This window comes from Serratia proteamaculans (assembly GCF_004684015.1).
GTDB lineage: Bacteria > Pseudomonadota > Gammaproteobacteria > Enterobacterales > Enterobacteriaceae > Serratia > Serratia proteamaculans_F.
This window is the reverse complement of record NZ_SRIA01000003.1, coordinates 1-13,038: the sequence shown is the minus strand read 5'-3', so window position 1 is coordinate 13,038 and position 13,038 is coordinate 1. Positions and strand designations below refer to the sequence as shown.

Annotated in this window: 8 protein-coding genes and 1 pseudogene; all 9 read right to left on the bottom strand. The window is 52.3% G+C overall.

Translation table 11 applies throughout. The annotated features are described in order from the left end of the window. Nucleotides 1-258: 258 nt before the first annotated feature. Nucleotides 259-4,482: a DNA-directed RNA polymerase subunit beta' gene (rpoC, locus tag E5C26_RS01455; RefSeq protein ID WP_135314761.1), complete on the bottom strand. Its 4,224-nt coding sequence runs from the start codon at nucleotides 4,480-4,482 to the stop codon at nucleotides 259-261. 118 nt (nucleotides 4,483-4,600) lie between these two features. Continuing rightward, entirely contained in the window at nucleotides 4,601-8,629 is a 4,029-nt protein-coding gene (gene rpoB, locus E5C26_RS01450) for a DNA-directed RNA polymerase subunit beta (protein WP_135314760.1), read from the bottom strand. Nucleotides 8,630-8,962: 333 nt separating this feature from the next. Further along, nucleotides 8,963-9,328 (bottom strand): 50S ribosomal protein L7/L12, encoded by a 366-nt coding sequence (gene rplL, locus E5C26_RS01445; protein WP_012004743.1) that lies wholly within the window; start codon nucleotides 9,326-9,328, stop codon nucleotides 8,963-8,965. A gap of 62 nt (nucleotides 9,329-9,390) precedes the next feature. After that, on the bottom strand, nucleotides 9,391-9,888 hold the full coding sequence (rplJ, locus tag E5C26_RS01440; RefSeq protein WP_006323136.1) for a 50S ribosomal protein L10: 498 nt from the start codon (nucleotides 9,886-9,888) through the stop codon (nucleotides 9,391-9,393). Nucleotides 9,889-10,230: 342 nt separating this feature from the next. Then, a complete protein-coding gene (gene rplA / locus E5C26_RS01435; RefSeq protein ID WP_012004742.1) occupies nucleotides 10,231-10,935 on the bottom strand; it encodes a 50S ribosomal protein L1 in 705 nt (234 codons plus the stop codon). Between the two features lie 3 nt (nucleotides 10,936-10,938). Beyond that, nucleotides 10,939-11,367 carry a 50S ribosomal protein L11 gene (rplK, locus tag E5C26_RS01430; RefSeq protein ID WP_135314759.1) on the bottom strand — a complete coding sequence of 143 codons (429 nt, stop codon included), beginning with the start codon at nucleotides 11,365-11,367 and terminating at the stop codon, nucleotides 10,939-10,941. Between the two features lie 158 nt (nucleotides 11,368-11,525). After that, a complete protein-coding gene (nusG, locus tag E5C26_RS01425) occupies nucleotides 11,526-12,071 on the bottom strand; it encodes a transcription termination/antitermination protein NusG (RefSeq protein WP_012004741.1) in 546 nt (181 codons plus the stop codon). A 1-nt stretch (nucleotide 12,072) separates the two neighbouring features. After that, the gene (gene secE, locus E5C26_RS01420; protein WP_012004740.1) at nucleotides 12,073-12,456 is read right to left on the bottom strand and encodes a preprotein translocase subunit SecE; all 384 of its coding nucleotides are present in this window, start codon (nucleotides 12,454-12,456) and stop codon (nucleotides 12,073-12,075) included. Nucleotides 12,457-12,713: 257 nt separating this feature from the next. Continuing rightward, nucleotides 12,714-13,038 (bottom strand): annotated as a pseudogene (locus tag E5C26_RS01410) (EF-Tu/IF-2/RF-3 family GTPase); the annotation flags it as partial.

The window sequence follows — 13,038 nt, the reverse complement described above, 5'->3', positions numbered from 1 at the left end:
GAAAATCAGCCCCGCTATAGTGGCGATGCTGGCTGCCAAACCCGGTGCCAGCCGGAGCCGTCACCTTCCAGACGGTTTCGCCTTACCCTCTCCCGGATCGCGTCGGATTACCCTCCCGCGTGACTCCGGGACCTCAGAATGTTGATGCCCCTGTAGCTCCTCACCCAGCCGGTTCGCAGGCAAAAAAAAACCGCCCCCGAAGGAGCGGTTTATCTGGTCAGGGCCCGGCAATGCCAGACCCCAAGGCGCATTCAACGATTAATCGTTGTTGCCGCCCAGGTTGCCTGCATTGAGCAATTCAGCCAGGTTAGCCGTTGCTTCTTCCGCGCTCACCTGCGGAACAACTGGCGTTTCACCCTGTGCTTTACGGCGCATGCGGTCCTGATGATAGGCGTAACCGGTACCGGCTGGGATCAGACGGCCCACGATGACGTTCTCTTTCAGGCCACGCAGTTCATCACGCTTACCGGCAACAGCCGCTTCGGTCAGAACGCGCGTCGTTTCCTGGAACGAGGCTGCGGAGATGAAGGACTCGGTCGCCAAGGAAGCCTTGGTGATACCCAGCAGATCGCGTGAGAAGGTTGCCTCGATCTTGCCTTCAGCAGCAAGCTGACGGTTGGCAATCTTAACGCGAGACACTTCAGCCTGCTCGCCTTCCAGGAACTCGGTGCCACCAGCGCTAACGATGGTGCCTTTACGCAGCATCTGACGAACGATAACTTCAATGTGTTTATCGTTAATCTTAACGCCTTGCAGACGGTAAACTTCCTGCACTTCGTTGGTGATGTAGCGAGTAACCGCATGCACACCACGCAGACGCAGAATGTCGTGCGGAGATTCTGGGCCGTCAGAAACAACGTCACCACGCTCCACAACTTCACCTTCGAACACGTTGAGCTGACGCCATTTTGGAATCATCTCTTCGTACGCATCGCTGCCGTCCAGTGGAGAGATTACCAGGCGACGTTTGCCTTTGGTCTCTTTACCGAACGAGATAATCCCGCTGATTTCAGCCAGGATTGCCGGCTCTTTCGGACGACGTGCTTCGAACAGATCCGCAACGCGTGGCAGACCACCGGTAATATCCTTGGTACCGCCGGATTCCTGAGGAATACGCGCCAAGGTATCACCCGCACCGATCTGAATGCCGTCTTCCAGCTGTACAATCGCTTTACCTGGCAGGAAGTATTGAGCAGGCATATCAGTACCTGGGATCAATACGTCGTCGCCTTTGGCATCAACGATTTTCAGTGCCGGACGCAGGTCTTTACCGCTACCGGTACGCTCTGCGCTGTCCAGTACTACCAGAGAAGACAAACCGGTCAGTTCGTCGGTCTGGCGGGTAATGGTCTGGCCGTCAACCATATCAGCGAAGCGGATGAAACCACTCACTTCGGTGATAACTGGCATGGTGTGCGGATCCCAGTTAGCAACGGTTTCGCCGCCGTTAACTTCCATACCGTCGCCTTTGCCCATCACGGAACCGTAAGGCACTTTGTAGCGTTCTTTAGTACGGCCGAATTCGTCGATCAGCTTCAGTTCGGTGTTACGAGAGGTAATCACCAGCTTGCCTGCGGCGTTCATTACGAACTTCACATTGCTCAGCTTCAGAGTACCCTTGTTTTTCACCTGGATGCTGGATTCAGCAGCCGCACGAGATGCCGCACCACCGATGTGGAACGTACGCATCGTCAGCTGTGTACCCGGCTCACCGATTGACTGTGCCGCGATTACGCCGATAGCTTCGCCTTTGTTGATGATGTGACCACGTGCCAGGTCGCGACCATAGCAGTTTGCACACACACCAAAATCGGTTTCACAGCTAACCACGGAACGGACTTTAACGCTGTCGACAGAGTTCTCTTCCAACAGGTCACAAGTCTTCTCGTGCAGCAGGGTGTTACGTGGCACCAGGATATCAGCCGTACCCGGCTTGATGATATCTTCTGCTGTCACACGACCCAGAACACGTTCGCGCAGTGGCTCTTTAACGTCACCACCTTCGATAACCGGAGTCATCATGATGCCGTTGTGAGTACCACAGTCGTCTTCGGTAACCACCAGATCCTGTGCCACGTCAACCAGACGACGGGTCAGATAACCGGAGTTAGCCGTTTTCAGTGCGGTATCCGCCAGACCTTTACGAGCACCGTGCGTGGAGATGAAGTACTGGAGTACGTTCAGACCTTCACGGAAGTTCGCAGTGATTGGCGTTTCAATGATGGAACCATCCGGCTTGGCCATCAGGCCACGCATACCGGCCAGCTGACGAATCTGTGCTGCAGAACCACGCGCACCGGAGTCGGCCATCATAAAGATACTGTTGAAGGAAACCTGCTGTTCAACAACACCGTCACGGTTGACGACGTCTTCAACAGACAAGTTTTCCATCATTGCCTTGGCAACACGTTCGTTTGCTGCGGCCCAGATATCGATCACTTTGTTGTAGCGTTCGCCGGCGGTAACCAAACCAGACTGGAACTGCTCCTGGATTTCGGCAACTTCGGTTTCTGCTTCTTCGATGATCTCTGCTTTCTTGGCAGGGATTACCATGTCATCGATACCTACTGACGCGCCGGAACGGGCAGCGTAAGCAAAACCGGTGTACATGATCTGGTCAGCAAAGATAACGGTCGGCTTCAGGCCCAGGATGCGGTAACAGGTGTTCAGCATCTTGGAGATAGCTTTCTTGCCCAAAGGCTGGTTAACGATCGAATACGGCAGACCGCGCGGCACGATCATCCACAGGATGGCGCGACCAACGGTAGTGTCGACGATCGAAGTCTGGTGTACAGACTCGCCTTCGGTGTTTTTGATCTCTTCAGTGATACGCACTTTGACACGCGCATGCAGAGAAGCCAGACCGGCGCGGTAAATACGCTCCGCTTCTTTCGGGCCACTCAACACCATGCCTTCGCCTTTGGCGTTAACACAGTCACGGGTCATGTAATACAGACCCAATACAACGTCCTGAGAAGGAACGATGATTGGCTCGCCGTTCGCTGGTGACAGGATGTTGTTGGTAGACATCATCAGCGCACGCGCTTCCAACTGGGCTTCAAGCGTCAGTGGAACGTGTACTGCCATCTGGTCACCATCGAAGTCGGCGTTGTATGCCGCACAAACCAATGGGTGCAGCTGGATAGCCTTACCTTCGATCAGAACCGGTTCAAATGCCTGGATACCCAAACGGTGCAGGGTTGGTGCACGGTTCAGCAGTACCGGGTGTTCGCGGATAACTTCGTCCAGGATGTCCCAAACGACAGCTTCTTCGCGCTCAACCATTTTCTTGGCGGCTTTGATGGTGGTGGCCAGGCCACGCAGCTCCAGCTTGCCGTAGATGAACGGTTTGAACAGCTCCAGTGCCATTTTCTTAGGCAGACCGCACTGATGCAGACGCAGGTATGGACCTACGGTGATTACAGAACGACCAGAGTAGTCAACACGTTTACCCAACAGGTTCTGACGGAAACGACCCTGCTTACCTTTGATCATATCGGCCAAAGATTTCAGAGGACGCTTGTTGGAACCGGTGATCGCACGACCGCGACGGCCGTTATCCAGCAGGGCATCTACCGCTTCTTGCAGCATACGCTTTTCGTTGCGCACGATGATGTCAGGCGCAGCCAGATCCAGCAGGCGTTTCAGACGGTTGTTACGGTTGATCACGCGGCGATACAGATCGTTCAGATCTGAAGTCGCGAAACGCCCCCCATCCAACGGCACCAGCGGACGCAGATCCGGCGGCAGTACCGGCAGCACGGTCAGGATCATCCATTCTGGTTTGTTGCCAGACTGTACGAACGCTTCCAGCAGCTTGATACGCTTGGTCAGCTTCTTACGCTTGGTTTCGGAATTGGTTTCGTTCAGCTCTTCGCGCAGAGTTTCACACTCTTGCTCCAGATCCATGTTTTTCAACAGGGCCTGAATAGCTTCCGCACCCATCTTGGCGTCGAATTCATCACCGAACTCTTCCAGCGCATCCAGATACTGCTCTTCAGTCAGGATCTGACGACGCTCGAGGTTAGTCATACCGCCTTCGATAACCACATAGGATTCGAAGTACAGTACACGTTCGATGTCACGCAGCGGCATATCCAGCAGCAAACCGATGCGGGATGGCAGCGATTTCAGGAACCAGATGTGCGCAGTGGGTGAAGCCAGCTCGATGTGCCCCATACGCTCACGGCGTACTTTGGTCTGGGTCACTTCAACGCCGCACTTCTCACAAATCACGCCGCGGTGTTTTAAGCGCTTGTACTTGCCGCACAGGCACTCGTAGTCTTTTACCGGCCCAAAGATACGGGCGCAGAAAAGGCCGTCACGTTCTGGTTTGAACGTACGGTAGTTAATGGTTTCCGGCTTCTTGACTTCGCCGAACGACCACGAACGGATCATGTCTGGCGATGCCAGAGCAATCTTGATCGCGTCAAACTCTTCGGTCTTGGTTTGCGCTTTCAGAAACTTTAATAAGTCTTTCACGGATTGGCTCCTGTCGGAGTTAAACCTGTTGGGCGCACGCTGACAAATCGCGCGCCCGTGTGACCTGAACAACCACCCTCAGGCTCCCTAAGGCCGGGAGCCTGAGCCGGAAAAACGATTACTCGCCTTCCAGTTCGATGTTGATACCGAGCGAGCGGATTTCTTTCAACAGTACGTTGAAGGACTCCGGCATGCCTGGTTCCATGCGGTGATCGCCATCCACGATGTTTTTGTACATCTTGGTACGGCCGTTAACGTCATCCGACTTAACGGTAAGCATTTCCTGCAGGGTATAAGCTGCGCCGTATGCTTCCAGTGCCCACACTTCCATCTCACCGAAGCGTTGACCACCGAACTGCGCCTTACCACCCAGCGGCTGCTGAGTAACCAAGCTGTAAGAACCGGTTGAACGGGCGTGCATTTTATCGTCAACCAAGTGGTTCAGTTTCAGCATGTACATATAGCCAACGGTAACCTGGCGCTCAAATTGCTCACCGGTACGGCCATCGAACAGCGTAATCTGACCCGAGGTTGGGATCCCGCCCATTTCCAGCAGTTGCTTGATTTCACTCTCTTTCGCACCATCAAACACCGGCGTTGCGATTGGCATACCTTTTTTCAGGTTCTCTGCCAGACGCAGTACTTCGTCGTCGGTGAAGGTGTTCAGGTCAACTTTCTGGCAGACATCGTCGCCCAGATCGTAAGCCTTCTGAATGAACTCACGCAGCTTGGCCACTTCCCGGTGCTGCTTGAGCATTTGGTTGATCTTCTCACCAATGCCTTTCGCAGCCATACCCAGGTGGGTTTCCAGGATCTGACCGATGTTCATACGTGATGGTACGCCCAACGGGTTCAGTACGATGTCAACCGGCGTGCCGTTTTCATCGTAAGGCATATCTTCGATCGGGTTGATCTTGGAGATAACACCCTTGTTACCGTGGCGGCCTGCCATCTTGTCACCCGGTTGGATCTGACGCTTAACAGCCAGATAAACCTTAACGATTTTCAGCACGCCTGGTGCCAGATCATCGCCCTGGGTGATCTTACGACGCTTGGCGTCCAGCTTCTTCTCGAAGTCGGATTTCAGCTCGTCGTACTGCTCTGCCAACTGTTCCAGTTGGTTTTGCTTTTCTTCGTCGGTCAGGCCCAGTTCCAGCCAGCGATCGCGTGGCAGCTTGCTCAGCTTTTCAGCTTCAACACCGCCGGCAACCAGCACCGCGTGGATACGTGCGAACAGACCAGCTTCCAGGATCTGCAGTTCTTCAGTCAGGTCTTTTTTCGCCTGCTTCAGCTGCATTTCTTCGATTTCCAACGCACGCTTGTCTTTTTCCACACCATCGCGGGTAAAGACCTGCACGTCGATAATCGTACCGGAAACGCCGTTTGGTACGCGCAGAGAGGAGTCTTTAACGTCAGACGCCTTCTCACCAAAGATCGCACGCAGCAGCTTCTCTTCTGGCGTCAGCTGGGTTTCACCTTTTGGTGTTACCTTACCAACCAGAATGTCACCACCGGTCACTTCAGCACCGATATACACGATACCGGACTCATCCAGTTTGGAGAGCGCTGCTTCACCCACGTTAGGGATGTCGGCAGTGATCTCTTCAGGCCCCAGCTTGGTGTCGCGAGACACACATGCCAGTTCCTGGATGTGGATGGTAGTGAAGCGATCTTCCTGAACGACACGCTCGGACACCAAGATGGAGTCTTCGAAGTTGTAGCCGTTCCATGGCATGAATGCCACGCGCATATTCTGGCCCAACGCCAGTTCACCCAGGTCTGTAGACGGGCCATCTGCCAGCACGTCGCCGCGCTCGATTGGCTCACCCAGATTCACACACGGCATCTGGTTGATACAGGTGTTCTGGTTAGAACGGGTGTACTTGGTCAGGTTATAAATATCGATACCTGCTTCGCCCGCGAGCATCTCGTCTTCGTTAACTTTAATAACGATACGGGAAGCATCCACGTACTGGATCACACCGCCACGTCGAGCTACGGCAGTAACACCGGAGTCAACAGCTACAGCACGTTCCATACCGGTACCTACCAGCGGCTTGTCAGCACGCAAGGTTGGAACCGCCTGACGTTGCATGTTCGCACCCATCAATGCACGGTTGGCGTCATCGTGTTCCAGGAATGGAATCAGTGAAGCACCAACGGATACAACCTGCTGGGTTGATACGTCCATATAGTCAACCTGGTCGCGGCTGAACAGGCTTGATTCGCCTTTGCTACGACAGGTGACCAGGTCTTCTACGAAGCGGCCGTCATCATCCAGGTTGGAGTTCGCCTGAGCGATAACGAAGTTGCCTTCTTCAATAGCAGACAGATAGTTGATTTCATCGGTAACCAGACCGTCACGCACGCGGCGGTACGGAGTTTCCAGGAAGCCATACTCGTTTGTCTGTGCGTACACGGACAAGGAGTTGATCAGACCGATGTTTGGACCTTCCGGCGTTTCGATTGGACACACGCGACCGTAGTGAGTCGGGTGTACGTCTCGAACTTCAAAGCCGGCACGTTCACGGGTCAGACCGCCTGGGCCCAATGCAGAGATACGACGTTTGTGCGTAATCTCGGACAACGGGTTGTTCTGGTCCATAAACTGAGAAAGCTGGCTGGAGCCAAAGAACTCTTTCACCGCCGCCGAAATCGGTTTGGCGTTGATCATATCCTGTGGCATCAGGGTATCCAGATCGCCCAGGGACAGACGTTCTTTAACCGCACGCTCAACACGCACCAGACCTACACGGAACTGGTTCTCAGCCATTTCGCCGACGGAACGGATACGACGGTTGCCCAAGTGGTCGATATCGTCCACTTCGCCTTTACCGTTACGGATACCGATGAGCTTCTTCATCACTTCGATGATGTCGTCTTTGCTCAGGATGCCCGAACCTTCGATCTCGTCACGCAGCAGAGAACGGTTGAACTTCATACGACCAACCGCAGACAGATCGTAGCGGTCTTCAGAGAAGAACAGGTTCTCAAACAGGTTTTCAGCAGCTTCGCGCGTTGGCGGCTCACCAGGGCGCATCATGCGGTAGATTTCTACCAGTGCGCTCAAACGATCGCTGGTTGGATCGACACGTACAGTCTCAGAGATGTACGCACCGTGGTCCAGATCGTTGGTGAACAGCGTTTCGATACGCTTGTGGCCTGACTGGCTCAGTTTGGCCAGCAGATCCAGCGACAGCTCCATGTTGGCTGCGCAGATCAGCTCACCGGTATTGGTATCGATATAGTCCTTCGCGACCACTTTGCCCGCGATGTACTCAACCGGTACTTCAATACTCTGAATTTCGTCTTTTTCGAGCTGACGGATATGACGAGCGGTGATACGACGGCCTTTCTCAATGTAGATCTTGCCGTTGGCTTCGATATCAAACGAAGCAGTCTCACCACGCAGACGTTCTGGAACCAGCTCCATCTGCAGCTTGTTATCACGGATCTCGTAAACTACTTTCGCAAAGAACAGGTCAAGGATCTGCTCAGTGGTGTAGTTCAATGCACGCAGAATGATGGTCGCAGGCAATTTACGGCGACGGTCAATACGCACAAACAGGTTGTCTTTCGGGTCAAACTCGAAATCCAGCCATGAACCGCGGTAAGGGATGATACGTGCGTTATACAGCACTTTACCCGAAGAGTGGGTTTTACCCTTATCGCTGTCAAAGAATACGCCAGGACTACGGTGAAGCTGAGATACGATAACCCTCTCAGTACCGTTGATCACAAAGGTGCCGTTTTCGGTCATGAGCGGAATTTCGCCCATATAGACTTCTTGTTCCTTGATGTCTTTGACCGTACCTTCCGGAGCTTCACGCTCATAGATGACCAGGCGCAGTTTTACGCGCAGCGGTGCAGAGAACGTCACACCACGGATCTGGCACTCTTTGACGTCGAAGACCGGCTCACCAAGACGGTAGCTAACGTATTGCAGCTCCGAATTGCCACTGTAGCTCTGGATAGGGAACACAGAACGGAAGGCGGCTTCTAGGCCGTGCTGCCCTTCTGGATCTTGCTCGATAAACTTCTGGAACGAATCAAGCTGGATAGAAAGGAGATATGGTATGTCCAAAACTTGTGGACGCTTACCAAAATCCTTACGAATACGTTTTTTCTCGGTATAGGAGTAAACCATAGGGTTCCTCAGCTCGCTGGAAAGTCGAACCTATTGTCCGTCCGGATATAGGACGGTTCACGCAACACCATTTTGTCGACCGGAAAGCGGGAACACTCTCCGCAATACTCGTTTCTATCACGCTTAAATCATTTCGTTGCGTTGTGCGGCAGATTTTGCTGCGGCAGGGAAGGCAATATATTAAGTCGTCGATAGAAAGAAATATTGGGGTTAGCCAGTAGCCAAACAGTGTGAAACTCTACTGACGCCCTACAGCGCAAAAAGGCTGGTGACCAAAAAGTCACCAGCCATCAGTCTGTTAGTTAAAACAGACTGCACTCAGAAAGCAGTGGCTTATTTAACTTCAACTTCAGCGCCAGCTTCTTCCAGAGCTTTTTTCAGTGCTTCAGCGTCGTCTTTGCTGATGCCTTCTTTCAGTGCTGCTGGTGCAGACTCAACCAGGTCTTTAGCTTCTTTCAGACCCAGGCCAGTTGCGCCACGTACTGCTTTGATTACTGCAACTTTGTTCGCGCCGATACCTTTCAGTACAACGTCGAATTCAGTTTTTTCTTCAACAGCTTCAGCAGCAGCAGCAGGACCTGCAGCTACAGCAGCAGCAGAAACACCGAACTTCTCTTCCATAGCGGCGATCAGTTCAACGATTTCCATTACAGACAGAGCTGCAACGCCTTCGATAATTTGGTCTTTAGTGATAGACATAACAAATGTTCCTAAAATTCAGAAATAGTTTAAATACGTAAGCAACGGATAAGAAAAAGGGCTTATGCCGCTTCTTTCTGATCGCGCAGTGCAGCCAGAGTGCGAACCAATTTGCCGGCAGCGGCTTCTTTCATGGTTGCCATCAGGCGTGCGATTGCTTCATCGTAAGTAGGCAGAGTTGCCAAGCGGTCAATTTGTGCCGCAGGGATCAGCTCACCTTCAAAGGCCGCAGCTTTAATCTCGAACTTTGCATTCGCTTTCGCGAAATCTTTGAACAGACGAGCAGCAGCGCCCGGGTGTTCATGAGAAAATGCAATCAAGGTAGGACCGACGAACGTGTCTTTCAGGCATTCGAATGGAGTGCCTTCAACTACGCGACGCATCAGGGTGTTACGAACAACACGCATGTAAACGCCAGCTTCACGACCTGCTTTACGCAGTTCAGTCATTTTATCAACGGTAACGCCACGGGAATCCGCAACAACCGCAGACAGCGCGCCTTTGGCTACTTCGTTGACTTCAGCAACAATCGCTTGTTTGTCTTGAAGATTTAATGCCATTAGCTTTTTGCTCCTGGATTTAGCCGGGGGAAATCCCCGGCACTCACATCACTCAACACCTTGTGATAAATCACGCAGTGAGAGCGTTCAAACACGGTGAGCAGAATCCAGCAAAGACTATTCTTTTATAAAAAGAAAAAATTTCTTTAGGCTCTGTCACCGTCTACGCAGGAAAGATTAAGTACCTTTCGATACACCTGCGGTCTTGGACGGAGGCCTGGATAGGCCAGGCTCCAACCGAAAAATCTTTGTTCCGCTGTGGCTATTGCCAATAGCAAAACCTTGGGGCATAAGATTCTAGACAAATCTTCGCCCCAAGTCAAAGCGATAATCGCAGGGCGATTAGTTCGCTACAGCAGTCAGGCCGCTTTGATCGATAGCAACGCCAGCACCCATGGTGGTGGAGAGGCTAACTTTCTTGATGTACACGCCTTTAGCCTGAGATGGTTTTGCTTTTTTCAGCGCAACCAGCAGAGCTTCCAGGTTTTCTTTCAGCTTGTCTGACTCGAAATCAACCTTACCGATAGTGGTATGGATGATGCCGTTTTTGTCGTTACGATAACGAACCTGACCTGCTTTAGCGTTTTTCACAGCTTCTGCAACGTTCGGAGTAACGGTACCCACTTTCGGGTTTGGCATCAGGCCACGTGGACCCAAGATCTGGCCCAGTTGACCAACAACGCGCATTGCATCCGGGGAAGCAATAACAACGTCGAAGTTCATTTCGCCTTTCTTGATCTGGTCTGCCAGATCTTCCATACCTACCAGCTCTGCGCCAGCAGCCTTAGCTGCTTCAGCGTTAGGGCCCTGGGCAAATACGGCAACGCGAACGGAACGACCGGTGCCGTTTGGCAGAACGGTAGCGCCACGAACGTTTTGGTCAGATTTACGAGCGTCGATGCCGAGGTTAACAGCAACGTCAACGCTTTCTACGAATTTAGCGGTGGCCAGCTCTTTCAGCAGAGCAACAGCTTCGGTGATGTCATACTGTTTAGTAGCATCAACTTTGTCACGGATCACGCGCATGCGCTTGGTCAGCTTAGCCATTTCTTAATCCTCCACTACCAGGCCCATGGAACGAGCGGTACCTTCGATGGAGCGAGTCATCGCTTCAACGGTGGAACCAGTCATGTCCGCAGCTTTGGTTTCTGCGATTTCACGTACCTGAGCACTTGTCACTTTACCTACTTTGTCTTTGTTCGGCTTGCCTGAACCAGACTTGATACCAGCCGCTTTTTTCAGCAGAACTGCTGCTGGCGGGGTTTTGGTAACGAAAGTGAAGGAGCGGTCAGAATAAACAGTAATAACAACCGGAATCGGCAGACCTTTCTCAACGCTATCAGTCTTAGCATTGAACGCCTTACAGAATTCCATGATGTTAACACCTTGCTGACCCAGAGCTGGACCAACTGGCGGACTTGGGTTCGCCATACCGGCTGCAACTTGCAGCTTAACGTAGGCTTGTACTTTCTTGGCCATTTACAATTCCTCGGTTTGGGTAATAACGCCTCGCAAAAGGCTCCCCGTGTATCACCTCACTCTAAAGAGCAAGGCCTATAAAAACAAAAGGCGCGAAATTATAGTTCAATTTCGCGCCTCTGACAAGCGGCAAAAGCCACTTATTGCTGATTAATTGATCAGCCTTTCTCAACCTGAGCGAAGTCCAGTTCCACCGGCGTTGCACGGCCAAAGATGGAAACAGAAACTTTCAGGCGGCTTTTCTCGTAATCCACTTCTTCAACAACACCGTTGAAGTCAGCGAACGGACCATCGCTAACGCGGACCAGTTCACCCGGTTCGAACAGCGTTTTCGGACGCGGCTTATCACCAACCTGCTGCAGGCGGTTCATAATCGCATCAACTTCTTTGTCGCTGATCGGAGCCGGACGGTCAGAAGTCCCGCCAATGAAACCCATTACGCGTGGAACACTGCGTACCAAGTGCCAGCTGGCATCGTTCATCACCATCTGAACCAGTACGTAGCCCGGGAAGAATTTACGTTCGCTTTTGCGACGTTGGCCGCCACGGATTTCAACAACTTCTTCCGTAGGAACCATGACTTCGCCGAACAGTTCTTCCATATCATGCAGTTTGATGTATTCACGCAGCGATTGGGCTACGCGACCTTCAAAACCGGAAAACGCCTGAACGACGTACCAACGTTTTTTTGGAGCTTCAGACATTTTAGAACCTCAGGCCAGTAATAAACGATACCAGACGGACCAGAATACCATCCAGCCCCCACAGAATCAGTGACATCACGGCAGTTACCGCGGCAACGATCAACGTGGTATGTAGCGTTTCCTGACGAGTTGGCCAGATCACTTTGCGCACTTCGGTACGCGCTTCACGTGCAAACGCAACGGTGGCTTTGCCTTTGGTCGTCATCAGCGCCACAGCGCCTGCAACAGCGATAACCACTACAACGGCCAGCGCGCGTAATGGCAGGCTGAAATCACGGTAGAAATAGTTACCGACAATCGCTACAACCAACAGAACAGCGACGATCAGCCATTTAGCCGTTTCCAGGCCGCGCCCGCTCCCTTGAGCCTCGGTATTCGCACTCATAAACCAACCTGTCACAATGAATTCAGAACAGACAACTTTGCCTCGCATTGCAAGGCAAACCAAACCGATCAGATGCTGCTTGGCAGCATTTCGGTGTTTTACGCTATGACGTATTTCAGTCAATACGCTTTAAGAGCCCATCTCACCAATGATTATGACTGCAAAATCGCTGATGAGATAGGTTCTAGTTCACAGCGTAGAAAAAGGGCATCAAATGATGCCCTTTTACCGCGTGTCGCGTCAAACGTTATCAGCGATTAAGCGATAACTTTGGCAACAACACCAGCGCCAACAGTACGGCCGCCTTCACGGATTGCGAAACGCAGACCGTCGTCCATCGCGATTGGGTGGATCAGGGTGACTTTCATGTTCACGTTGTCACCAGGCATAACCATCTCAACGCCTTCTGGCAGTTCGATGGTACCGGTCACGTCAGTAGTACGGAAGTAGAACTGTGGACGGTAGCCTTTGAAGAATGGAGTGTGACGACCACCTTCATCTTTGCTCAAGATGTACACTTCTGAATCGAACTGAGTGTGCGGCTTGATAGAACCTGGTTTAGCCAGTACCTGACCACGTTCA

Coding starts and splice junctions, on each gene's coding strand:
- rplL (WP_012004743.1), bottom strand. CDS start 9,328: ATGTCTATCACTAAAGACCAAATTATCGAAGGCGTTGCAGCTCTGTCT.
- rplK (WP_135314759.1), bottom strand. CDS start 11,367: ATGGCCAAGAAAGTACAAGCCTACGTTAAGCTGCAAGTTGCAGCCGGT.
- secE (WP_012004740.1), bottom strand. CDS start 12,456: ATGAGTGCGAATACCGAGGCTCAAGGGAGCGGGCGCGGCCTGGAAACG.
- rpoB (WP_135314760.1), bottom strand. CDS start 8,629: ATGGTTTACTCCTATACCGAGAAAAAACGTATTCGTAAGGATTTTGGT.
- nusG (WP_012004741.1), bottom strand. CDS start 12,071: ATGTCTGAAGCTCCAAAAAAACGTTGGTACGTCGTTCAGGCGTTTTCC.
- rplA (WP_012004742.1), bottom strand. CDS start 10,935: ATGGCTAAGCTGACCAAGCGCATGCGCGTGATCCGTGACAAAGTTGAT.
- rplJ (WP_006323136.1), bottom strand. CDS start 9,888: ATGGCATTAAATCTTCAAGACAAACAAGCGATTGTTGCTGAAGTCAAC.